Origin of the sequence: Ferruginibacter paludis, assembly GCF_030409685.1 — a bacterium.
Classification (GTDB): domain Bacteria; phylum Bacteroidota; class Bacteroidia; order Chitinophagales; family Chitinophagaceae; genus Ferruginibacter; species Ferruginibacter paludis.
Genome location: NZ_JAUFQJ010000024.1, coordinates 567,848 through 592,880 on the forward strand (window position 1 = coordinate 567,848; position 25,033 = coordinate 592,880).

Here is a 25,033-nt window from a genome sequence, read left to right on the forward strand (position 1 = left end):
TTGTTTGTAACAAAAAACTGGCTGCCTCTTAATGTGAGTCAGCCAGTTTTTTTATTTATATGTATAAATTGATGAAGCATTTTAATTTGTTACAACTGGCAATTTCTTCTTTGGTGCCATTAACAGTAACAATACTGGTAACAGTACCAGGTTGGTTACTGTAGCCACAAATAAAGTAACAGATGTAAGCCAGCCAAGCGATTGCGTACCACCAAAGCTGCTCATACAAAAAATAACAAAGCCGGCAATTAATACAAGCGATGTATATACAATGCTTAAACCGGTGCTTTTAATGGTTGCACTTACGGTTGCCTGCACATCATTATCATAAAGCGGAAGCTCCTGTTTATAGTTTACCAAAAACCGGATGGTAATATCGATGGCAATACCGAGGGCTACGCTAAAAATCAATACTGTAGAAGGTTTCAGCGGTACTCCGGCCCAGCCCATCACACCGGCTGTTATAATTAAAGGAATAACATTGGGTATTAAAGAACATACCAGTATCCTCGCCGATCTGAACAGGTACAGCATACAAACAGCGATCAGTAAAAACGCATAAAAAATACTTTCCTTTAACCCGTTAATAATAAAGCGGCTGCCTTCCAAAAAGGTAATGCTGCTGCCGGTAAATGTTACTTTGTATTGCGTACTATCAAAAAGCTGGTTGGTTTGCTGCTGAATGCCGTTTAATAATACAGGCAATTTTTCTGTACCCACATCCGCCATACTAATGCTGATTCTGGTTGTTTGTTTTGCCGTGTCAATAAAAGATGCCAGCATATTAGACACATTATTTTTGTTGCTGCTATCGCCCTTGCCTGCTTTTAAATAATCGCCTAAAAATGCGATGTCGGATGAATTAGGCAATTGATAATTGGCTGAATCACCATCATAAAAAGCCTGCTTTACAAACTTCAATCCTTCAGCAATACTCAACGGTCTGTTCATTTCTTTTTGCCCGGAAACATACTGCGACAGAGAATCAATTTTACTAAAAACAGTCAGCGCCCGCATGCCACTGATACCGCGGCGTTTTTTAGAATCAACCATAATTTCAAGCGGCATCACGCCTTTAAAATTGTGCTCAAAAAATTTAAGGTCGGTATAAATTTTATTATCCTTTGGCAGGTCATCTACTATATAAGCCACCGTTTTCAATTTAAAAATACCAGCGATAGCCACCACCAGCACAACAGCCGTAATACCAAACACTACCCCTTTGTGGTTCATTACCCATTGCTCAATTTTCAACAATAAATAAGTAATCCACCTGTTATGCAAATATTTTGTTTGTACCGGTTTGGGAGCGGGTAAATAACTTAACGCGGCTGGCAATAAAATAAAAGAAATCACAAAAATCAGCATAATGCTGATACCTGCCACCACACCAAATTCTTTTAAAATAGAACTGCGTGTTAACGCAAATACGGCAAAACCAATGGCAGCGGTGATATTGCAGAAAAGCGTTACCACGCCCATTTTACTCACCATATCTACCAATGACTTCATTTTATCGTGGCTGGCTAAAAAACCGGTGTGGTATTTATTGATAAAATAAATGCAATTGGGAATGCCTATTACCACTATGAGAGGAGGTGTTAATGCCGTAAGCAATGTAATTTTATAACCCAGGAGAAATAAGACCCCTACACTCCAGATAACCCCTGAAAGTACTACCAGTAAAGAAAGCAACATGGTGCTTAAAGAGCGAAAAAATACAAGTAAGATTAATGCACTCAACACCAGTGAGCCGATCAAAAAAAGCCGCATTTCTTTTTTAATCATATCAGATACAAGGGTTCTTATCAAAGGCAAACCGCTGATGTAGGTAGTGATTTTTGTTTCGCTTTCAAATGCAGTAACGGCTTTGCTGATATCACTTACTATCCCCGTGCGCTTTGGAGAACTGAGTGAATCTTTATTAATGCGGACACCCAGTAAATAAGCCTTTGTTTCAGGATTATATAAAAGCGTTCTGTAAAAAGGAAGACTAAAAAAAAGTGCTTTGGATGAATCAAGTTCCGCCTGAGTTGTAATGGAATCAGGAAATATTTTTACTGCAACCAGTTTTTCATTTGACTCATCTTTGTGCAGTGTTATGGAGGAAGGAACACTCAATACACTTTCTACATTCTTTACTTTTTTTAATTCCGCTTCCAGGTGCCGGTAAGCCTGGAAAGTTTTCAACTCAAAAATTTGATCGGTTTGTACTGCTACCACAAGCAAATTGCCATCATCACCAAATTTTTGCCTGAAGGCTACATAGTCAAGATACTTCGGATTGTCAGATGGAATAGCCTTTGCAAATTCGTAACTCAATGTTACTTTGCTGGCAAAATAGCCCATTACGGCAGTTGATGCAAACAGTATAATTAAAAGCGGTAACCGGTATTTTAATACAAATTTCGCCAGGCCTTGCCACATAATATTGTTGTTTTATTGGTAAATCAGTTACGATTTGCAAAGAAAGACTTTTTAAGCCGCTTAGCCATATCTGTTGCAGTCAATGTTGTTTATACTACCTTCAATTTTATTATCAAGTCTAAACCGGAATGGGCACTAAAAGCTGCGAAATTATTTTGAAAATTTAATTTGCTCCATTTTTCGTTGCGGTAAAACCGCCGGCTTGGCGGTGGCTTTATAAGGCGATAATTAAACAATTTGCTGTTTCAATGACACACAAAACAAAAGGTATTGTTTTACGCACTATCAAATATGGCGAAACCAGTTTGGTAGCGACCATTTTTACCGAATTGTTTGGCGTGCAAACCTATATGATAAATGGAGTCCGGTCTGCAAAAAAGTCTTCCTCCAAAGCCAATCAATTTCAGCCCGGCGCTATACTGGACATGATTGTTTACCATAACGACCTGCACAATATGCAGCGAATTAAGGAATTTAAATGGGATTACTTATTTGACCAGGTTTTAAGCGATGTAATTAAAAACAGCATTGCATTGTATATGGTAGAACTTTTGCATAAATGTTTGCCTGAACCCGAACAAAACACACCGCTTTTTTATTTTTGTGAAGATATCCTGATACAATTGGACAAGGCGTCTAAAGCCGTTACCGCCAATTTTGCCCTCTATTTTTCATTACAGCTGCCCCAGTTTTTTGGGTTTAAAATGAATGATGATTACGATGAGCAACAGCCTGTTTTAGACCTTCGGGAAGGGAATTTTGTTGGCGAACAGCCTGCACATCCAAATTTTATTGAAGGAGAACTCGCTTTAGTAACTTCACAGCTGCTAAAAGTGATGCAGCCATTTGAACTGGAAGAGATCAGGCTGCACCATGATAAAAGAAAATTGCTGTTGCAATACTACCAGGATTATTATTCGCTGCACATTACTGACTTTGGACCAATGAAAACACTGCAGGTATTACATGAGGTATTGGGATGAACTTATCTATTAGCCGCCACAGGCAATACTATAATATTCTTTTTGCCGTAGATGCAGAAGTAAGTTTTAATCCAGACATATGATCTATTAAAACAATCCCGGGCTTTTTGTTTTTTTCAAAACTTCCTAACTCATCATCCATTTTTAAAGCTTGCGCGCCATTGATTGTAGCCCATTGTAATATCTCTGTAAGAGGTACATCTGCTGCGCCCTGTTGAATTGTTTTCATCTCTTCCAGGATACTGAGTTGCCAGTTGCTGGCGTAGCTATCAGTACCAATAACCATATTACAATTATTTTTTCGCAGAATGTCAATTGGAGGAAACTGCTGCTCAATATATTGATTGGCATTTACACACAAACAAAAGTAAAGGCTGGCTTTCTCTTCATCATACGCCTTGTAAAAATCAATATCAGCCAGGCTGGTAAAAGTATTATGAACCGACAGTATAGATTGGTGATTATTAAATAAAAGCAACCAGCTTTGCAGGCTGGTTTTTCTTGTTGGCTGAAAGCCGGAAATATTGATTCCAAAATTGTTATACAGGTTTAGAAAATCGCCATTCTTGTTTTGATACAAATCATTTTCCGCAATACATTCCTGGTTGTGGATAGAAATAAGCTGGTTGGCAGTTACCGTGTTAAGTTGATTGAATAAGGTTTTTGAAACGGAATAGGGAGCATGCGGTGATAACGAAACAGCTTGTGGCAACCGGGCTCTAAATTCATTGTAAACCTGTTTTGCGCTATCCAGTCTTGCTGTGGCAGCTGCATCTACAAAGCCGCTTACTTCAATAAAATTATGCCAGTATAAGCTGCTTTTTTGTTTAACTGCAATTGAATCTGTAGTATTACAAATATCACCCACTGCTACTATCCCTCCTTCGTACATTTCCATTTCAGCTTGCTGGATAGCTTCCAGTTTTAGTTCATCCAGCGCACCCCTGCTCTTCATCACCTGTTGTACAAACTTCACAAGCCCCGTATTTGCAGCAACTGCTCCTTTTAAATAGCTCAATTCAGTATGGCAATGGGAATTGATTAAACCTGGTGTAAGTAACCCGTCAAAAAATTCAATATCATCGCCGGCATCTGCTTTATCAACAATATCTGTCACCACACCTTCCGGCGTTGTAATTAAAACACGCTGCGGGGGAAATAAATCGTAACCGTTAAAAATGTTATGGGCTGTAAATTTTCTGTACAAATTGATTGGTTGATATACTGTAATTTTGCCGCCACATCGCAAAAGCAATAGGTTGCTGCAAAGTTATAGCGTATAGTTTTCTGTCAATGGATATAGCTTTGTTTATTTTGATTGCGCAAAACAGGTATCAACCAATTATTTCAAAAACACAATTATTCCCTCTGGGAAAGAAGTACTAAACTATGTTAGATAAATTAGACGCCATTAAGGGAAGATTTGACAATTTGGGTGTTGCATTAACCAATCCTGAAATTGTAAGTGACAATAAGAAATTCACCGCTATCAGTAAGGAATACCGCAGTTTGGAAAAAATTGTGAATGCCCGCAACGCCTATATCAAAGTACTGGATGATATTGAGTTTAACAAAGAAGTGCTGAACGGAGATGATGCAGAAATGCGTGACCTGGCAAAACAGGAAATTCCTGCTTTGGAAGAAAGTAAAGAGGCCTGGGAAAAAGCATTGCGCAACATGCTGATACCAAAAGATCCCTATGATGAAAAAAATGCCATCCTTGAAATCAGGGCAGGTACGGGTGGAGATGAGGCCTCACTGTTTGCAGGCAACCTGTTAAGGATGTATATGAAATACTGTGAGAAAAAGGGTTGGAAAACTGCTTTGTTAAGTGAAAGTGAAGGTACTGCAGGTGGCTTTAAGGAAGTACAGGTAGAAGTAGTGGGCGATGATGTATACGGCACCTTAAAATTTGAGAGCGGTGTTCACCGCGTACAACGTGTACCAGATACGGAAGCCAGCGGACGTGTGCATACGAGTGCCGCAACAGTGGCAGTGATGCCGGAGGCGGAGGAAGTGGATTTTGAATTGAAAGAGAGTGATGTTAAAATGGAAACGGCGCGAAGTGGTGGCGCCGGTGGTCAAAATGTAAACAAGGTAGAAACCAAGGTTTTTTTAACGCATAAACCCACTGGGATTGTAGTAATGTGTCAAACAGAGCGCAGCCAGCTTGGCAACAAAGAAAAAGCAATGGATATGTTACGTACAAGGCTATATGATGAAGAGGTACGTAAAGCCGAGGAAGCGATTGCACATAAAAGAAAAAGTTTGGTGAGTACCGGTGACCGCAGTGCCAAAATAAGAACCTATAACTATCCCCAGGGACGAGTTACTGATCACCGCATTGGCCTTACTGCATATAACCTGGATAATGTACTGAATGGCGATATACAGGAATTTATTGATGCCCTTCAATTTGCTGAAAACGCTGAGAAAATGGCGACAGAAGGATCATAGCAATATCTTGCTAATAATACATTACGTCTTAATTGCTTTTATTGTCCTTTTTACCTACTTTGGTTCTCTAAAATACATATTATGCTTGAGAACCTTTTTAACCTGATTAAAGAACACAGCACAGAGGCAGTAATTAATAATCCCGCAATTCCAAATGAAAAAAATGATGCAGTAATTTCCGATGCAACGCATTCGGTTGCAGACGGGTTGCAGGGTGTGCTGGCGGGTGGTGGCTTACAAGCTGTTTTATCTCTTTTTAATAACAACAATAACTCCTCCGGGGGAAATGGATTCCTCAACAACCCCATAGTGAGTAATATTATCAGCAGTTTTACTAACAAGCTCACTAATAACCATGGTATTGCAGCCGATCAGGCTGGTGGCATTGCCAGCAGTCTTATTCCTTCGGTATTAAGCAGTCTGGTTAACCGTACCAACGATCCTAATAATTCCAGCTTTAGCATCGGAAGTATCATCAGTTCATTAGCCGGAGGTGGAAATGCCCCCGGTGGATCCGGTGGATTGGATATTGGAAGCTTGGTAAGCAGATTTGCAAGCGGCAGTTTAGACGCTAATAACGACGGCCATGTCGGGATAGATGATATCATCAGTAAAGTTACCGGCGGCGCCCAGCAGCAACAGGCGCAAAGTAGTAGCGGAGGATTAATGGATATTATTAGTGGGTTTATGAAATAGGCATTTTAAAGTATTGTTAAACCAGCCTGCCTGTATGTTTAAATTGTATGTAGCTTTGAATTATTGCTTAACTTTACAGTGTAAATAAATAATTCAATTATTGTTTACAAAAAGTTCTTTTTACTTGATTTTAAGCAAAAAAATGAATAATTTACATTAGGGTAATATTAACAAAACCTGATTTTTATGGCATTCATTTTGCAACATTACAGTTAGAACATTTTAAAAATAAAATAAACTTTTTCTCATAAGCAGTTAGTTTTGGTAAACGGCCCCGATTTCTATCGGGGCTTCTCTTTTTTATAAGATGTTTCTGTAAGTGAGGTAGAGAAATAAAAAAATAAAATGCTTTGCCGTCAATCAGGCATTCAAACGGAAACCAATACCGTGAATGGTTTCCAGCACAATAGAGGGATCTTCTTTAAAATGCTTTCTTAGTTTGGTTATAAAAACATCCATGCTTCTTCCTAAGAAGTAATCATCCTTACCCCAAACATTTATCAGCACTTCTTCTCTTTTTAAAACTTTGTTGGTATGCTGGCAAAAGAAGTTTAAAAGGTCGGCTTCCCGCTGTGTTAATGAGATCACTTTGTCCCCGTCGTAAATTTTTAAATCTGCAAAAGAAAAACGCATTCTGCCGATGGCATATTCGTGCGATTTTTCGAAGTGCATTTTTTTAGTTCTTCTTAAAAAAACCTCCATACGCATTATTAACTCCTGCATGCTGAATGGTTTTGTAATATAATCGTCAGCGCCTGTTTTAAAACCATCGAGTTTGTCCTGTTCCATAGAACGGGCTGTGATAAATAAAATTGGCACTACATCACTTTTTTGACGGATTTTTTTTGCAACCGTAAAGCCATCTTTTACCGGCATCATTACATCCAGCAAGCAAATGTCGAAATGATTTTTTTGGTATTGCTGCCAGGCAGTTTCACCGTCACTGCACCACAATACGTCATACCCCGCTTCTTCCAGGTTGTCTTTTATTACGAAAGCCAGTGAAGTATCGTCTTCTGCTAACAGAACTTTTGCTTTATCGGCCATGGAGATTATTTTTCAGGTAATAATATTTTGAATTCAGTACCAACACCGGGTACGCTTTTTAATACAATTTTTCCGTCGTGGGCGTCCACAATTTTTTTCACAAAATTTAATCCGAGCCCAAACCCGTTTACCTGGTGAATGTTACCAGTAGGCACACGGTAAAATTTTTTAAACAAATACTTGAAATTCTTTTCCTCAATTCCTATGCCCTTATCTTTAACCGAAACAGCATAAAAGTTATTTGCATCGTGCTGTACATCTATGGCTATATAAGGCGCGCCATCACTGTATTTCAAAGCATTTTCAATCAGGTTTATAATAACCAGTTGCAAATGTACCTTATCTGCCATCACTAACGGATCATTTTCGTTTGGTGTAAAATGCACATCTGCATTTTTGTCTTTTATCAATGGCTCCAACTGATCGATCGCATGCTCAATCACCTCATTCAATTTACAGGGCTCCTTATTCACAATAATGTCTTTATTATCCCCCGAAGCCGTTTTTAATAACCGCTCTACCTGGTTTTGAAGGTGTTCCGTTTGTTCTTTAATTACAGTACCATATTTCAGCAACCTTCCCGGTTGGGTTGTAATAGAGGGCTGTGTCAACACATCGCTGGCAATTTTCATCACGGCCAGCGGTGTTTTAAATTCATGCGTAAAATTATTAACAAAATCCCGTTGCAGTTCGTTTAAAAACTTTTGCTTGTACAAATAAATAAGGCTTACCGAAAGGCCGATAAGCACCAGCAACAACACGATAGCAGTTACAATCCAAAAAAGCATTTCATGAATAATGTATTTATTACGGTGAGGAAAGTTCAGCAATAAATAGTCGTAAGTTTTATTCACAGGTAACAACGTTACATTACCATTCTGCGGGTAACGGGACGCTGCTGTAGATAGATAGAACTCATACAGAAAAGTCGATTTTCTGCTGCTGAATACGCCGACGTTACAATCCGTCCAAACATCAAAATCTTCAAATTCGTTACTCAGGTGATAATATAAAGAATCTTTATTGGGTATAGAATCCAACTTAACCAGGTAAGTATTTTGATCAATCACTTCCACAATTTGTTTTACCTGGAAGGCTGGGTTATCTGCAATTTTTACATCTTCAAACAGACCGCGGATACTTTTAACTACCCCTGTGCTAAATTGCTGCTCTTCCAAAGTATACACCCGTTTAAGCCAGTATAACTGAGATACAATTATTAATGCAATAATAATGGTAATGCTCAGCATGATCCATCGGAGTGTGGTTGACTTCATCATTACAAAGTTCATCTATACTGTTAATATAAACCTTTGATACTGGTTAATTGCATGTTAAACGGCCTTTTTGCTGATTTTTAGTATTCTTTCTTGTGCAATAGGGCATCCAGCAAAAAATTAAAAACACACAATTCCAATTGCTATTTTTTATAAAATTTTGACAAAACTGCACTCTTAACAGTTTAAAACCTTACTAATTTTATAAAGCCGTATAAAGGGTATAGTTTTACATCATGAGTGATAATTCACAAATATTTCAAACCAGCAGCGCTGCACGCTGGCGTAGTTTTAAATGGTCTTTCAGAATTTTACTGATGATCGTTCTTTTCTTTTTTGTGGTGTTGGTGGTTGCCCTGGTAAGAGGGGTAAATCCATCACCGGTTAATATTGAAAACCTGTCAAAATCATACGAAAACAAACTGGATCCCTCCAACCCGTTGACATTTGCCAACACCCAAAACAAAAAATACAAGGGCTTTAAAGATTTTTTAATCAGGAAAATAAAAGAGGATTCACTAAAAGCCATTCGTCAGGCAAAGAACAAACCTGTCAACAAATTACCTTTCATAAGAGCCGCATTTTATACGCCCTGGACAGCTTCCACATCACTGCCTGATTTAGATAAATATGGAGATAAATTAAATACCATTTTTCCTGAATGGTTTTTTATTGATACCGCTAATAATTTCAGGTTACAAACCAGAATAGACAGTGCAGGCCTTAAAACAATGCGGGCAAAGGGTTTGCGCATAATGCCCATACTGAACAATTTCAATTCAACTTTAAGAGATGCTGCAGGCCATCTTAAACCGGATTTTGATGGAAGACTAATCCATGGAATATTAAATAACCCGGCCAGACAAAAGAAATTCATTCAGCAGGTAGTTGATACCTTATCTTTTTATAACCTGCAAGGCATTAACATAGATTTTGAAGACCTGGTTGAGCCTACCAATGAACCGCTCACGCTTTTTCAGCAACAATTATATACTGCTTTACACGCAAAAAATATGATTGTAACCATGGACGTTGCTGTAAAAAACGATGACTATGACTATAAAAAATTATCAGACTATAATGACTATTTGATATTGATGGCCTACGACCAGTATAACAGTGTTGAATCCGGTCCTGGCCCGGTGAGCGGACAGAAATGGATTGAAGAAGCTCTGGACTGGACTGCTTCTAAAATTGAAAGCAACAAAATAATTTTAGGAGTAGCAGGCTACGGTTACGACTGGACAACGGACGATGAGGGCAAGAAAATCGTAAAAGAAATTACTTACACTGAAGCAATCAACAGGGCTAAAATATCCAATGCTACGATTGATTATGATAATGACAGTTATAACCTTCACTTTAGTTATACTGATGAACATACAGATGATACTACCAAAGAAGTAATTAAAATAAAGCACGAAATATGGTGCACTGATGCGGCTACTACATTCAATGTGCTTCGATTCAGCGATGAGTATGCAACAGCAGGTTCCGCCCTGTGGCGTATGGGCGGAGAAGACCCCCGCATGTGGAATTATTACAGCACCAACTTAAGCAATGCTGCACTCCAAAAAACCCCGTTCGATTTCAACCAGCTTGCTACCATTCCATATAACGTAAACCAAAAACCAACAGCAACAGGCGAGGGCGAATTACTGCGGATCATTTATACACCGCAGGAAGGAAGGATTGATTTGCAAGTGGACAGCTCCGAATTACTTATCACCGAACAAGACTATAAAGTATTACCCTCAGGCTATGTATATCAAAAATTTGCAGAAGATAAAACAGATATCGGACGGCCGGGGCATAAAATAATTTTAACTTTTGATGATGGGCCCAGTGCAGAGTTTACGCCTAAAATATTAGACATCCTGGAACGGGAAAAAGTACCAGCCACCTTTTTTGTTATTGGCTTAAATACAGAACAAAATATTCCATTATTTCAAAGGATTTATAAAGACGGCTACGAAATTGGCAATCATACATTTACACACGGCAATATTGCAAAAATGAGTCCGCAAAGGGCCGAGCTGGAAATGAAATCCACCCGGCTGTTAATTGAAAGTATTACCGGACGGTCCACCATTTTATTCCGGGCTCCGTATAATGCGGATAGTGAGCCTCAAACCTACGAAGAAATTGAGCCGATTGCCCGCAGCAAAAAAGATAATTATATCACTGTAGGAGAAAGTATTGATCCGAACGACTGGCAAACAAATGTAAGCGCAGACAGCATTGTAGCAAGAACTATCCGGCTGGCAGAATCAACCAATGCCAATATTATATTGTTGCATGATGCAGGTGGTGAAACAAGACAAGCCACTGTGGATGCCTTGCCAAAAATAATCGCCTACTTTAAAAAGAGAGGCTGTGTATTTACTACGGTGGCAGATTTAATGGGCAAAAAAAGAGATGATGTTATGCCCCCGCTTCCACCCAGCAAAGACAGCTGGATGAGAAAACTTAATTTCTTTTTTGCCGAAGCTGCTTATTGGGGAAGCCATATTTTGTTTGCCTTGTTTATAGTGGGCATTTTTCTTTCTGTTGGCAGAATGGTAGTTATGGCTATACTTGCAGGCATTCAAAAGCAAAGGGAAGCTAAACAAGTTCTTCCAGCCTTTTTCCCTGCCCACGGAATGCCAATGGTGAGCATCGTTGTACCGGCTTATAACGAAGAAGTAAATGCAGTTAGAACCGTAAATAGTTTGCTGAAGCAGGATTACCCCAACCTGCAGGTTGTTTTTGTGGATGATGGCAGTAAAGATGCTACTTATACCAGGGTAAGTGAGGCTTTTAAAGGTATTGCCAATGTAAAGGTATTTACCAAAGTGAATGGCGGTAAGGCTTCTGCACTAAATGTTGGTATTGAAAAAGCGGAGAGCGAATTTGTAGTTTGCATAGATGCCGATACCCAGTTAAAAACCGATGCCGTAACCAAACTGATGCAGAAATTTACCAGCGAAAAAGTAGCTGCGGTAGCAGGTAATGTAAAAGTGGGTAACGAAGTAAACATGATTACCAAGTGGCAAAGTATTGAATACATTACGTCACAAAATTTTGATCGCCGGGCATTTGATTTACTGGATTGTATTACGGTTGTACCGGGCGCCATTGGTGCATTTAGAAAAGCCGCCGTAATTGAAGCCGGCGGTTTAACCTCTGATACGCTGGCAGAAGATTGCGACCTTACCATGCGTTTGCACCGCATAGGGTACGAGGTGAGAAATTGCAATGATGCCATCTCCTATACCGAGGCTCCGGAAACCATGCGCCAGTTTATGAAACAGCGCTTTCGCTGGAGCTTTGGTGTAATGCAGTGTTTCTGGAAACACCGGGATGCGGTGTTCAATCCAAAATATAAAAATTATGGAATGGTTGCCATGCCCAATATTCTCGTCTTTCAGATGATATTGCCATTTTTGGCACCGCTTGCCGACCTTATACTGGTGCTGAGTTTGGTTGCTGCGGGTTTTGGCATTATACAAAGTAGCATGTCACATATTGTGATCTATTATTTAATATTTACGTTGGTAGATGTGGCAGGGGCAGCCCTGGCCTTTGCTTTTGAAAAAGAAGATTATAAAAAATTAATCTGGATGATTCCGCAGCGGCTGGTGTACCGCCAACTGATGTATTATATCATTATCAAGTCATTCAGTAAAGCAATCAAAGGTGAATTACAGGGTTGGGGTGTACTAAAGCGCACGGGCAATGTTAACCAGCTTTCTGCTTCGTCTAACGCGGATGTAAACATGTAAAAGCTTTATGCAGTGTTTTCTTTTCAGCTATCGCAACCGGTAACATCTCAATAATTAACTGTCAGTATCAGCAATGGTAAAACTGTTTTACTTTTGCCAGCTAAATATAATTGCGACACAACCATATTAAAATACTCAACAACTAAATAAATTGGCAACAAACGCATCCGAAAGAAAAACATTTTTTAAACGTATTGGCGGTAAAGACAAGGAAGAACCGGCAGAAATGACGTTCTTTGATCACATTGAAGAACTGCGCTGGCACCTTATTCGCAGCGTGGCTGTTTGGCTTACAGCAGTTGTACTTATTTTTATTTACATCGACTGGATTTATGATCACATCATTCTGGCGCCTACGTTTTCAACTTTCTTTACTTACGGCGCATTGTGTAAACTGGGCCACTGGCTGCATTTGGGAGATAGTTTCTGCATGCCGATTATCAAGATTAATTTACAGGTTACTGAAGTAAATGGCACTTTTACCTCTGCAATCAATATTGCCATGATTGGTGGACTGGTGGCCGCTTTCCCTTATATTTTCTGGGAGCTTTGGCGCTTTGTAAAACCTGCCCTTTCGCCAAAAGAAAAAAAATATGGCCAGAGAAGCATCTTCTTTGTATGGCTTTGTTTCTTTACCGGCGCTGCTTTCGGCTATTATCTGCTGGCGCCCTTTACCTTTAATTTCCTGGCAGGATTTACCCTCGGTAAATCGGAAGTTATTCAGTACCGCCCCTCCGTAAATGATTATGTTGATAGTCTGACCAATCTTATCCTTGGTTGCGGTATTGCATTTGAGTTACCTGTGCTTGCTTTTGTGCTGGCCAAAATTGGTATTATCACGGGGGCAATGCTGAAAAAATATTTCAAGTTTGCCTTTGTTATTATACTGGTAGTGGCGGCTGTAATTACCCCTTCGCCTGACTGGACAAGCCAGTTTATTGTGGCCATCCCATTGGTATTATTATACTGGATCAGTATTTTACTTGCCAGCAGTGTAGACAAGAAAAGAGCAAAGGATGAGGAAAAAGAATGGAGCTAAGTTTAATAGATAATTAAATAATGGATAGTTGATAATATGCTAAATTTGTAGCGTTCAATTAATAATAAAATTATCAGTCAACAATCAACAATCAGCGCCATGTCTACATTCAATTTAACACTACCAGTCGCCATTGGTTGCGACCATGCGGGTTTCGACTGCAAAGAAGACCTTATTTCTTTTTTAGAAGGAGAAGGTGTAGCATTCCATGATTTTGGCACTTACAACAAAGATTCGGTAGATTATCCTGACTTTGCTCATCCTGTAGCCTTTGCCGTTGAAAAGGGAGAAGCCGCATTTGGAATTTTATTATGCGGAAGCGCCAACGGTGTTGCCATCACGGCCAATAAACACCAGGGCATAAGGGCGGCTATTTGCTGGGGTGAAGAACTCGCGGAACTTGCACGCAAACATAACAATGCAAATATCCTTTGCATACCTGCCCGTTTTGTACGGGATGGAGATGCGGAAAAAATGCTGGATATTTTTATGAACACAGCTTTTGAAGGTGAAAGACACCAGCTGAGGATTAATAAAATGGCCTGCTGATTTTGAAGTTTTGATTTTAAAAAAGGTACATGCCATTATCGTTTGGCAATGCGGCAGGTTGTTTATCTAAACAATCTATTTGCTGCATTACTTACTTTGTATAACCCGGATGCAATAATGCAATAAGTCATTCCAAATAAATGTTCCTGCACATTACAACATAGAAGCCGTACATCGCAAATTATACATTAGATAATTTTCCATTCATCAATAAAAAATTTACAACTGATCGCTATCAGTTTATTTTGACATAAATTTCATGCATGAAAAAAACAATTTACCTGTTGCCCCTTGCTCTTTGCTGTTTCTACTTTTCTAACGCTCAAAAAAAAGACAAGGCAGATAAATATGCAGCTACCATCACCGCCGGTGATTTAAAAAAACAACTCACAATTATTGCCAGCGACGAAATGGAGGGCCGTGAAACTGGTACCGAAGGCCAGCGTAAGGCTGCAGCCTATATTGAAAGCCAGTTTAAAAAAATGGGCCTCGCTCCTGTTGCCGTTTTAAACGGTTATCAGCAACTGTACCCGTTGTACCAGGATAGCCTTAGCAGCGAAATCACCGTAAACAACCAACCGCTTGTATATGGCCAGGATTACATCAGCCCTGCTTCAAATAACGAAACCGGTAACAATACAACTGCTTCCATTATTTTCGCCGGATACGGTATTGATGATTCTACTTACAGCGATTATAGTAACATTGATGTAAAAGGAAAGGTGGTTGTTTTCTTTTTGGGCGAACCAAAAAAAGAAGGCAAGTATATCATCAGCGGTACCAATCGTCCAAGCAAGTGGACTTACCCCGGCTTAAGTATAAAATTAGCAATGGCCAAATCCAGAGGTGCATTAGGTGCATTTGTCGTAAGCCTGGTTCAGGAAAGCTTTACACAAAGGGCGATTGATAACAGCAAAAAAAGCACGCTGTATTTTCCGCGTGAAGGGGCAGGCATGCCAGTAAATTATGCGTTGCTATCACATACTTATGCAAAAACCATACTGCCCAATACTTTTGACACATTGCTGAAACAGGTAAAATCTTTTCAACCAATCGCTACCAGTTGGTTAACTGAAAGTAAACTTTCGGTTCAGCTTAAATATAATCGCTTTCGTACAACGGTAAATGCAAGCAATGTTGCCGGTGTAGTTGAGGGCAGCGATAAAAAAGATGAATATGTTTTTTGCACCGCACATTATGATCACCTGGGAAAACACGATGGAAAAATTTATTACGGGGCTGATGATGATGGCAGCGGAACCTGCGGTGTACTTGAAATGGCAGAAGCATTTGCCAAAGCAAAAAAAGCAGGCAATGGTCCAAGGCGAACCATGATTTTTATGACTGTGAGCGGCGAAGAAAAAGGGTTATGGGGGAGTGAATATTACAGTGATCATCCTTTCTTTGATTTAAATAAAACATCCGCTGATCTGAATACAGATATGGTGGGAAGAGTAGATACAGAACGCAAAAGCGCTGACAGCTTAAATTATGTTTACGTGATTGGGCATGATAAATTAAGCAGTGATTTACCTGTAACAAATGAGGCGGCAAATACTAGAAACGGCGCCATCACACTAGATTATAAATTTGATGACCCGAATGACCAGGAAAGAATTTACTACCGCAGCGATCATTATAATTTTGCCCGTAAAGGTGTTCCGGTTTTATTTTTTTATGATGGTATGCTAAAAGCAGATTATCACAAACCAACTGATACCGTTGATAAAATTAATTTTGAATTGTACCAAAAAAGGGTACGGATGATATTTTACACGGCATGGGAAATTGCCAACAGGGATGATATGTTAAAGAGAGATATTCCACTGCCGGAAGGTAGCAGGTAATGGCTAATCAATTTATATTATAGAGGCATTTACTTTGTAAATGCCTCTATTTTTTTGGTGCAATACCTAACAGAAAATAATATTTTTTTTAAACTGAAGTTAGCCAGTTTGTTTACATTAGTGGCTAAATCAACCCGAAATGAGCTTAGAAAAAAATCCCATTGCTAACTTTATTGAAAATGACAAATACGCTCAAATTAGAAATCATAAAAACAGAGTGGGGAAATTAAGATGGTCAATTTACATATATTCTCTGATACTACTGACGCTTCTCATACTGACTCAAGTAGGAAACATTGCGGTTTTAAACTTGACTGATCTATTATTCCCCCTGGTAAGTATTATTATTTTCGTTTGCCTTGCGGTATTTAGTAAAGCAAAACCTTTTACAGCTTTGGTAATTATTTGTTGCATTTTAATTACTGACTCATTGTTACAGATTTTTTTTATTTCAAATACCCGCTACTTTACTGTTGTGATGGAAATAGCAATGATGATTTATGTCTGTATTTATCTTGAATCTGCAAGGCTGGTTCAAACATACGAGTCCTCTCACAAAGAAAATAACTGAGCGACGGCCGTATTTGATAACAATTCAAATTGAATTATTAACGTAAAGTTTTACCAGCCCAGAATCCACGCAAAAATCAGTGGGCAAACAATCGTAGCATCACTTTCTACAATAAATTTCGGCGTCTTGATATCCAGCTTTCCCCAGGTAATTTTTTCGTTGGGTACTGCTCCGGAATATGACCCGTACGAAGTAGTTGAATCACTTACCTGGCAGAAGTAGCTCCAGAAAGGAACATCATGCCACTCCAAATCCTGGTACATCATCGGCACTACACAGATTGGAAAATCACCGGCAATACCACCACCAATCTGGAAAAAGCCAACTCCTTTTCCGCCTGAATTATTCCTGTACCAATCTGCCAGCCACACCATGTATTCAATACCACTTTTCATGGTACCAGCCTTCAATTGATTTTTAATTACATAACTGGCAAAGATGTTTCCCATGGTACTGTCTTCCCACCCTGGTACAACAATCGGAATATTTTTTTGTGCGGCGGCCAGCATCCAGCTGTTTTTGGGGTCAATTTCGTAGTACTGTTCCAGCACACCACTCAACAACATTTTGTACATGTATTCATGCGGAAAATAACGTTCCCCCTTATCTTCTGCATCTTTCCATATTTTGTGAATGTGTTGCTGCAATCTTCTGAAAGCCTCTTCCTCCGGTATGCAGGTATCTGTTACCCTGTTGTAATGGTTTTCCAGTAAATCCCATTCTTCCTGCGGGCTGAGATCCCTGTAATTAGGTACTCTTTTATAATGACTATGGGCAACCAGATTCATTATATCCTCTTCCAGGTTGGCCCCGGTACAACTAATGATACTTACTTTATCCTGCCGGATCATTTCAGCCAGGCTTAATCCCAGCTCCGCCGTGCTCATCGCACCGGCCAGCGTAATCATCATTTTTCCTCCTTCTTCCAGGTGCGTAACATAGCCTTTGGCGGCATCCATTAAGGCGGCAGAATTAAAGTGGCGGTAGTGATGCTCTATAAAACCAGAAACGGGTCCCTTGCTCATAATACTATTTATTTTTTTGGATGATTATTTTAACTGGCCGCCTTTTCGTGCAGAAAAGAACGGCAGCAAAAATAGTTTTTTTTATTAAGGAAGGGTGTTTCTGTTCTTCCGGTTTGTTATATTTTCTTCACATGAAAAAATGACCACTTTTAATTTTACCAGATCCGTAAACCCTGGCAGACTACTTTCATGTTGCCCACAAAAAAGCCCTTCAAAAGGATGAAGGGCTTAATAAAATTTACTCATGCATTATTTTTTTTTAATTTTCTTTTCAACTGTAATATCGCCGTTGGCACGAATTCTTAATTGAAGCGTTTTCTTTTCGTTGCTAACAAAAACCTGGTATTTTGTCTCGCCGTCATAAGTCAGTTCAGTTACCTGGTCGGGTATTGTGTATTGACTGTATTTTTCAGTCAGCGCCAGGGAAACACTTAATGGCACTTGTGCCAAAGCTATTTTTCTTGACGTGCCGACCAGCTGCCCGTTATCATCATACGCAGCATTTACCGTCATCTCATTCATCACGAATGAAGCAAAATAAAAATCTCCGTTTTTTTGCCAGGTTACATTTTTTGCCTTAACAAAATCTTTTTCAAATGCGCCTTTTACCTGCTCTGTAACGGTGTCGCCTTTGGCGGCAAAAGCAGAAGCTGAAAACAGCAAGACAATTGCTGTTAAAATGGTGGTTACCTTTTTCATGTTTTTAAAGTTTTTTGATTTTTAGTGATCCTGCCTTCACAGCAGATTTTTTTGATTGATGAAACAAATCTATAAACGCTGCAGTCCATATGCAATCAGTTATTGACGAGCAACAGCCCAATATTTGCTTTTTGTATAAACGGCACCAACAAACTTTTTTTAATCTTTAAAGAACAGCTGTAACTCAATGCCAGCAATCATTACAAATTATTTCATAATGAAATACTAAAATTGTAAAGGAATCTGTTAAATAGTAAAAGCGGTTTATAACATTTGCTCTAAGGGCATTGTTATACCTTTATTAGAATGAATTTTTTAGCCCATGCATATCTTTCTTTTAACAAACCCGGTATTTTATCAGGTAACATGATCAATGATTATGTTAAGGGGAAAAAAAAATTCGATTATCCTTTAGTTATACAAAAGGGAATGTCCTTGCACCGGGAAATTGACACCTTTACAGATCAGCATAAAATGACAGTGCGGGCAAAACAATTTTTCCGGCCTCAATACCGGCTCTATGCAGGTGCTTTTGTAGATGTATTGTACGATCATTTTTTAGCCAATGATACCAGGGAATTTTCAACAGAAGAAGCATTGAATTCATTTTGCCAGCTTACCTATACCAGCCTGCAGGCAGACGTTGATTTGCTTCCTTTAAAATTTCAGCAGGTATTGCCACACATGCAACTGCACAACTGGTTATACAATTACCGCTTCAAAGAAGGCATCGAAAAGAGCTTTATCGGCTTGTCAAGGCGGGCTGCCTATTTATCTGAATCAGCCATCGCCTTTGCTATTTTTAACGAACAGTACGAGGAATTGCAAAACTGCTACAACGAATTTTTTCCGGAATTAAAGCAATTTGCCGCTGAAACACTCAACAAATTGAATAACACCTGAATCTTTTATATTTGTAACTAAATCACTTGTACATTAATATGAAAAAAATAGTAATTTTTGCGATCGCTGTTTGTTGCTTAAACACTGCATTACAGGCACAGTCAAAGTTTGCACCGGTAGATAAATCTCCAATGGATATGGCTTATTATCCGTCCGGCTACCCGGTTTTAAAAATTCAGGATAAGGCAACAGAACCTGTTGCTGTAAGGGTAATTTACAGCAGGCCGCAGAAAAATGGCCGTGTTATATTTGGCGACTTAATACCCTTCGGCCAGGTATGGCGGCTGGGCGCCAATGAAGCAACAGAGATTGAATTTTATCGTCCGGCCCGCATTGGTACTGCCAAAATAAAGAAAGGCCGCTACACCTTATACAGCATTCCCAACCAGGATAAATGGACCATTATCCTCAATAGGGAAACCGACACCTGGGGATCTTTTAAATACGATGCATCCAAAGATGTTGCGAGAATTGATTTACCGGTTCAAAAACAATCAGATGTTCTGGAATCTTTCTCTATGTCATTTGACAAGTCTGCCGCTGGTGTAATCTTGTCTATGGGGTGGGATGACAGCCGGGTAGATTTACCGATAGGTTTTTAAAAATGATACTGAATAAAATAGCACATCCCGGCTGGCAGCCGGGATTTTTTTGGGATATTTACAACTATGTGTGGAATAGCGGGAATAATAAGCTCTGATGCGAATGCCGTCACCAGGGAGCGGTTGAAAAAAATGACGGATGCCATTGCTCACCGTGGACCTGACGGTGAAGCCCAATGGATCAACCAACGGGGAAACGTCGGGCTTGGGCACAGAAGATTATCTATTCTTGATTTATCGCCTGCCGCAGCCCAGCCAATGCATTACCAAAACCGGTATACGATTGTTTACAATGGAGAAATTTACAATTACATTGAGATAAAGGAAGGGCTCATGAAAATGGGCTACCGCTTTCAAAACAAAAGCGATACAGAAGTTATCCTGGCGGCCTATGACTGCTGGAAAGAAGATTGTCTTGAACAGTTTGACGGCATGTTTGCTTTTGCCATACTGGATAAGAAAGAACGGACTTTATTTGCAGCAAGAGACCGCTTTGGAGAGAAGCCTTTTTATTACACTACTACAAATAATATGTTTGCATTTGCAAGCGAAATGAAATCGCTTTGGGCTATCGGTATCGAAAAAAATACCGATGACAAAATGCTGCTGAATTACCTTGCCCTTGGATATGTACAAAATGCCAATGATAAAGAGCAAACATTTTTTCAGGACATTTATTCGCTTGCGCCGGGAAGCTTTTTGCAGCTTAATACCAACACTTTGCAGTACCGCACCCATATCTATTGGGAGCTTGATAAAGACAATGCACAACCGATAGTTGCAGATGCCGCAATAGAAAAATTCCGGGAACTTTTTTCAATGTCAGTTAACCGAAGGTTGCGCAGTGATGTACCTGTCGGCACCAGTTTGAGCGGCGGTTTGGATAGCTCTTCCATACTTGCAGCAATCAATCATCCCGGGCAGCCATTTCATACTTTCTCCGCTATTTTTCCCGGTTTTGCAAAAGATGAGTCCGGTTATATCAAAGCTGTTACACAACATCTTTCCAACTCAATTGCTAACGGACCTATAGAACAACATTTTATTGAGCCTTCAGCGTTGGGCCTTATAAAAGACTTTAAAACACTGTGCTATCACCAGGAAGAACCTTTTCCATCCAGCAGCATTTATGCTCAGTATAAAGTGTTTGAACTGGCGCATCAAAACCAGGTAAAAGTTTTACTGGATGGCCAGGGGGCCGATGAAACACTCGCCGGGTACAATAAATATATACACTGGTACCTGCAGCAACTGGCGGGCAAAAGCAGGTTTCTTGCAGCCTACAGGGAAAGAAAGATGTTGTTGAAAAATAAACTACCCTTCAGGTGGGGTATCAGCAATTACCTGGCTGCTTATCTTCCTTCTCATGCGGCTATACAGTTGGAACAAAATGAATACCTGAAAAGTGCAAGACAGCCGGACATCAATAAGGATTTTGTGTTAGGATTACAGGGACGGGAATGGGAAGGCATCCGCAAACCAATCATCACCAAACTAAACGACATTTTATATTTCAATACCCAAACAATGGGTTTGGAAGAACTACTGCGCTTTGCCGACCGCAACAGCATGGCACATAGTACCGAAGTACGGTTACCGTTTTTACAACATGAACTGGTTCAGTTTATTTTCACCCTGCCCGCGGGTTTTAAAATCCATGATGGATGGACAAAATGGTTGCTGCGGAAAACGATGGATACGAAATTACCGGATGAGGTTGTATGGCGCAAAGAGAAGGTAGGCTATGAACCACCGCAGTTTCAGTGGATGCACAACGAAATTTTACAGGATTATATACAGGAAGCAAAAAGGAAATTGGTTAATAAAGGCGTTTTAAAAGCGACCTCATTAAACAAAAAAATAACCCCCAAAGCGGCGCATGAGAGCAACAATTTCGACTGGCGCTATTTGTGTGCAGCGCAGATGATTGCCGGCGATTTATAAAAACTACATTTAATAAACTGCACTCAACTTTTAATAGCCAACTTATTAGTAGTTAACAATTGCTATAACACAAGCGTAGCAGCAAAAGCATTTACTTTGCATTGCGCAATAACTAAAAAATTAATACCATGAAACTTGCTACAAAAATAATACATGCCGGTGCCGAACCCGATCCCAGCACAGGTGCAATAATGACTCCTATTTATCAAACTTCTACCTATGTGCAGGAAGCGCCCGGCGTAAACAAAGGTTACGAATACGCCCGCAGCCAGAACCCCACCCGAAAAGCGCTGGAAGAAGCATACGCCATTCTTGAAAATGCAAAATATGGTCTTGCTTTCAGCAGCGGCGTTGCCGCAACAGACAGTGTTATTAAATTGCTTAATCCAGGCGATGAAGTGATAGCCGCCAGTGATATGTATGGCGGCAGCTACCGGTTATTTACCAAGGTGTGGGAGCGCTACAACATCAAATTTATTTATGTTGATACAACAAACCCTGCCAATGTACAGGCTGCCATTACTGCCAATACAAAGCTGATTTGGGTTGAAACGCCAACCAACCCATTGATGAACATTACCGATATTGAAGCTATTGCAGCCATAGCCAAAAAGGCCGGTGCTTTGCTTTGTGTTGATAATACTTTTGCATCTCCGTACCTGCAAAACCCGATGGATTCGGGAGCTGATCTTGTTATGCACAGCGCTACAAAATATTTAGGTGGCCACAGTGATGTTATACAAGGATGCCTGATGATGAATGACGCTGCACTTAGGGAAAAACTGTATTTTATACAAAAAAGTTGTGGGGCCGTACCAGGACCAATGGATTGCTTTTTAGTTTTAAGAGGTATAAAAACTTTGCACGTACGAATGAAGCAGCATTGTGAAAACGGTGCCATCATCGCTCATCATTTAAGCCGGCATCCTGCTGTAGCAAAAGTGTACTGGCCTGGTTTTGAAGATAACACAGGGTATGCCATAGCTAAAAAACAAATGCGTGATTTTGGCGGCATGATCAGTTTTGAATTAAAGGACGACAGCATTTCAGCTGCCAACAAAGTGTTATCCTCTACTAAAATATTTGCCCTGGCTGAAAGTCTTGGTGGCGTTGAGTCGCTCATCAACCATCCGGCAAGCATGACACATGCATCCATACCAAGAGAAGAAAGAATAAAAAATGGTTTATCAGACGGGTTAATCCGGCTGAGTGTTGGCATTGAAGATGCCGGCGACCTTGTAGCCGATTTAAACCAGGCAATAGGATAAGCTGCGGTGCGTACTCTTCAATAATTCTAAATGCAAATTGGGTGATCATCGCCATTGTTGAAATATTTTAAAAACACTAAAACATAAGGACAGCCTGATAAAGTGAAAACGAATTTAAAAAAGGAATTAGATGAAAAAGTCATTTTTTATAACCGGCCAGATTTTATAAAAGATGACCCGATTTCAATACCGCATCTGTTTTCAAAAAAACAGGATATTGAAATAGCCGGTTTTTTCGCGGCCATCTTTTCCTGGGGCAACCGCACTACCATCATCAATAAAAGCAAAGAACTGCTGCAACTGATGGACAATGCACCGCATGATTTTTGTTTGCAGCATACCCCGGCAGATTTAAAAAGGCTGGAGCAATTTAAACACCGGACTTTTAACGCTACCGACTTGCTGTACTTTGTTGAATTTTTTAAATTTCATTATTCGCAGTATCCATCCCTGGAAATTGCTTTTACAAAAGGCATGGGTAAAAAAGATATAACAGTCGAAAATGGTTTGAAAGAATTTTATAACTATTTCTTTTCGTTGCCCGATATACCACAAAGAACAAAAAAGCACATTGCTTCGCCCGACAAAAATTCAGGCTGCAAACGGCTGAATATGTTTTTGCGCTGGATGGTACGGAACGATCAGGCGGGAGTAGATTTTGGCATCTGGAAAAACATTTCTCCGGCACAATTGATTTGTCCCATAGACGTACATGTAGCCAGGGTATCAAAAAGATTTAATTTACTGCAAGGCAACCATACAGACTGGAAAGCGGCGCTGGAATTGACCTCACATTTAAGAAGGCTGGATAAAACCGATCCGGTAAAATATGATTTTGCCTTATTTGGTACAGGCGTTGTTGAAAAATACTAAGTACATTTATGCAACCTGCTGTTATAAAATAATTTTCATGAACCAGGAACTACACATTTACCTGCAACAAACATTTCAACTACCTGCCACGATAAATGAAATGGAACAAGTTGAGAATTACCTGGCAGAAAAAATTAACAGCCTCATAAAAAATAATTTTGATCAACTGGTATACCTGCTCTACAGGGTGGATGTAGATGAAGCCAGATTAAAAACCGTACTAAAAGAAAACCCTCAGCAGGATGCCGGTAAAATAATTGCCCGCCTTTTAATAGAAAGGCAACTGCAAAAAATTACGTTGCGTAAACAATTTACAAAAAAGGAAGATGGTACAAACGAAGAAGAAAAATGGTGAGCAGTTTTGTAAAGCAGTTTATTTAAACATCAGATCTTTTACTTTTTCCTTGTCTTCTTTTTCCTTCGAAAGATCGAACATAGTGCCAAACAACCGGTCCCATAATGTAGTGCTTACGCCAAAACCACGGTTTTCATTTTTATAATGGTGCAGGTGATGATTGCGCCAGAGTGGCTTCATCCATTTATAAGGTGGGTTCCAGGCATGTATGGCGTAATGCATTGATCCGTAAATCAGGTAACCAAGCATAAAACCTGGAAAAAAAGCAAAAATATTTTCCGTTGTGCCCATCAGGCTGGCAATAAAATACATCAGGCTGAAAATAGTAGAAGAAAGAATCAGGCTTGGAACCGGCGGCATAAATAAACGCTCCCTGTCTCTTGGATACTCATGATGGTTTCCGTGTATGATGTACACAATTTTCATCGTCTGCTCGTTCGCTGCAATAAAATGAAAAACAAAACGGTGCAGCATGTATTCAAAAAAAGTCCAGAAAAAAATGCCAGAAAAAAATGCCAGAAAAATATGCTCTGGTTTCAGGCCAAGTACAATGCGACTGTAGTAACACATAAAGACAATCACCGGCAAATAGATGCCCCATATTACCAGCGGATGAGTTTTGGTAAGGTATTCTATATATTCATTTTTAAATAGCCGCGCCTGCCCTTTGTTATGAATTTTTTCGAATTTCATAGTAATAAATCTGG

The 25,033-nt window shown here is 39.7% G+C and carries 21 protein-coding genes; 14 read left to right on the forward strand and 7 right to left on the reverse strand.

The genetic code is table 11. The features are described from left to right. Nucleotides 1-81 precede the first annotated feature (81 nt). Complete coding sequence (locus QWZ08_RS26785; protein WP_290340820.1) at nt 82-2,427, reverse strand: efflux RND transporter permease subunit; 2,346 nt, start codon at nt 2,425-2,427, stop codon at nt 82-84. A gap of 248 nt (nt 2,428-2,675) precedes the next feature. Between QWZ08_RS26785 and recO the strand changes: the two genes are divergently transcribed. Continuing rightward, entirely contained in the window at nt 2,676-3,410 is a 735-nt protein-coding gene (recO, locus tag QWZ08_RS26790) for a DNA repair protein RecO (RefSeq protein WP_290340821.1), read from the forward strand. A gap of 28 nt (nt 3,411-3,438) precedes the next feature. Here the strand turns inward: recO and QWZ08_RS26795 are convergent, their stop codons facing one another. Next, nucleotides 3,439-4,617: an amidohydrolase family protein gene (locus QWZ08_RS26795; RefSeq protein WP_290340822.1), complete on the reverse strand. Its 1,179-nt coding sequence runs from the start codon at nt 4,615-4,617 to the stop codon at nt 3,439-3,441. Between the two features lie 182 nt (nt 4,618-4,799). On the opposite strand from QWZ08_RS26795, the gene prfA reads away from it, so the two are divergent. Next, on the forward strand, nt 4,800-5,867 hold the full coding sequence (prfA, locus tag QWZ08_RS26800; protein ID WP_290340823.1) for a peptide chain release factor 1: 1,068 nt from the start codon (nt 4,800-4,802) through the stop codon (nt 5,865-5,867). An 81-nt stretch (nt 5,868-5,948) separates the two neighbouring features. After that, a complete protein-coding gene (locus QWZ08_RS26805) occupies nt 5,949-6,563 on the forward strand; it encodes a hypothetical protein (RefSeq protein WP_290340824.1) in 615 nt (204 codons plus the stop codon). Nucleotides 6,564-6,923: 360 nt separating this feature from the next. Here the strand turns inward: QWZ08_RS26805 and QWZ08_RS26810 are convergent, their stop codons facing one another. Together QWZ08_RS26810 and QWZ08_RS26815 are read right to left on the reverse strand one after the other, a co-directional pair. Further along, nucleotides 6,924-7,610 carry a response regulator transcription factor gene (locus QWZ08_RS26810; RefSeq protein WP_290340825.1) on the reverse strand — a complete coding sequence of 229 codons (687 nt, stop codon included), beginning with the start codon at nt 7,608-7,610 and terminating at the stop codon, nt 6,924-6,926. Between the two features lie 5 nt (nt 7,611-7,615). Then, nucleotides 7,616-8,902 (reverse strand): sensor histidine kinase, encoded by a 1,287-nt coding sequence (locus QWZ08_RS26815; RefSeq protein ID WP_290340826.1) that lies wholly within the window; start codon nt 8,900-8,902, stop codon nt 7,616-7,618. Nucleotides 8,903-9,123: 221 nt separating this feature from the next. On the opposite strand from QWZ08_RS26815, the gene QWZ08_RS26820 reads away from it, so the two are divergent. From QWZ08_RS26820 to QWZ08_RS26840, 5 genes are all read left to right on the forward strand, one after another. Next, nucleotides 9,124-12,651 carry a trifunctional glycoside hydrolase family 18/polysaccharide deacetylase/glycosyltransferase family 2 protein gene (locus QWZ08_RS26820; protein WP_290340827.1) on the forward strand — a complete coding sequence of 1,176 codons (3,528 nt, stop codon included), beginning with the start codon at nt 9,124-9,126 and terminating at the stop codon, nt 12,649-12,651. A 151-nt stretch (nt 12,652-12,802) separates the two neighbouring features. Further along, nucleotides 12,803-13,690: a twin-arginine translocase subunit TatC gene (tatC, locus tag QWZ08_RS26825; RefSeq protein WP_290340829.1), complete on the forward strand. Its 888-nt coding sequence runs from the start codon at nt 12,803-12,805 to the stop codon at nt 13,688-13,690. A 99-nt stretch (nt 13,691-13,789) separates the two neighbouring features. After that, nucleotides 13,790-14,239, forward strand: coding sequence for a ribose 5-phosphate isomerase B (gene rpiB / locus QWZ08_RS26830; RefSeq protein WP_290340830.1), 450 nt, complete (start codon nt 13,790-13,792; stop codon nt 14,237-14,239). A 263-nt stretch (nt 14,240-14,502) separates the two neighbouring features. Continuing rightward, nucleotides 14,503-16,086, forward strand: a complete 1,584-nt coding sequence (locus QWZ08_RS26835) for a M28 family peptidase (RefSeq protein ID WP_290340831.1) — start codon at nt 14,503-14,505, stop codon at nt 16,084-16,086. A gap of 139 nt (nt 16,087-16,225) precedes the next feature. After that, nucleotides 16,226-16,657: a hypothetical protein gene (locus tag QWZ08_RS26840; protein WP_290340832.1), complete on the forward strand. Its 432-nt coding sequence runs from the start codon at nt 16,226-16,228 to the stop codon at nt 16,655-16,657. A 50-nt stretch (nt 16,658-16,707) separates the two neighbouring features. Here QWZ08_RS26840 and QWZ08_RS26845 read toward each other — a convergent pair whose 3' ends face one another. Continuing rightward, nucleotides 16,708-17,682 carry a deoxyhypusine synthase family protein gene (locus QWZ08_RS26845; RefSeq protein WP_290340833.1) on the reverse strand — a complete coding sequence of 325 codons (975 nt, stop codon included), beginning with the start codon at nt 17,680-17,682 and terminating at the stop codon, nt 16,708-16,710. Nucleotides 17,683-17,931: 249 nt separating this feature from the next. Continuing rightward, nucleotides 17,932-18,381: a hypothetical protein gene (locus tag QWZ08_RS26850; protein WP_290340834.1), complete on the reverse strand. Its 450-nt coding sequence runs from the start codon at nt 18,379-18,381 to the stop codon at nt 17,932-17,934. A gap of 306 nt (nt 18,382-18,687) precedes the next feature. Between QWZ08_RS26850 and QWZ08_RS26855 the strand changes: the two genes are divergently transcribed. The 6 genes from QWZ08_RS26855 (at nt 18,688) to QWZ08_RS26880 (ending at nt 24,326) form a co-directional block, all read left to right on the forward strand. Then, nucleotides 18,688-19,284 (forward strand): acyl carrier protein phosphodiesterase, encoded by a 597-nt coding sequence (locus QWZ08_RS26855; RefSeq protein ID WP_290340835.1) that lies wholly within the window; start codon nt 18,688-18,690, stop codon nt 19,282-19,284. A 38-nt stretch (nt 19,285-19,322) separates the two neighbouring features. Then, entirely contained in the window at nt 19,323-19,886 is a 564-nt protein-coding gene (locus tag QWZ08_RS26860) for a DUF2911 domain-containing protein (RefSeq protein ID WP_290340836.1), read from the forward strand. A 66-nt stretch (nt 19,887-19,952) separates the two neighbouring features. Beyond that, nucleotides 19,953-21,830, forward strand: a complete 1,878-nt coding sequence (gene asnB, locus QWZ08_RS26865; protein WP_290340837.1) for an asparagine synthase (glutamine-hydrolyzing) — start codon at nt 19,953-19,955, stop codon at nt 21,828-21,830. A 128-nt stretch (nt 21,831-21,958) separates the two neighbouring features. Next, nucleotides 21,959-23,098, forward strand: a complete 1,140-nt coding sequence (locus tag QWZ08_RS26870) for a cystathionine gamma-synthase (RefSeq protein WP_290340838.1) — start codon at nt 21,959-21,961, stop codon at nt 23,096-23,098. Nucleotides 23,099-23,200: 102 nt separating this feature from the next. Then, nucleotides 23,201-23,971 carry a TIGR02757 family protein gene (locus QWZ08_RS26875; RefSeq protein WP_290340839.1) on the forward strand — a complete coding sequence of 257 codons (771 nt, stop codon included), beginning with the start codon at nt 23,201-23,203 and terminating at the stop codon, nt 23,969-23,971. Nucleotides 23,972-24,008: 37 nt separating this feature from the next. Then, nucleotides 24,009-24,326, forward strand: coding sequence for a hypothetical protein (locus QWZ08_RS26880; protein ID WP_290340840.1), 318 nt, complete (start codon nt 24,009-24,011; stop codon nt 24,324-24,326). Between the two features lie 18 nt (nt 24,327-24,344). Here the strand turns inward: QWZ08_RS26880 and QWZ08_RS26885 are convergent, their stop codons facing one another. Beyond that, nucleotides 24,345-25,019: a sterol desaturase family protein gene (locus QWZ08_RS26885; RefSeq protein WP_290340841.1), complete on the reverse strand. Its 675-nt coding sequence runs from the start codon at nt 25,017-25,019 to the stop codon at nt 24,345-24,347. Nucleotides 25,020-25,033 lie beyond the last annotated feature (14 nt).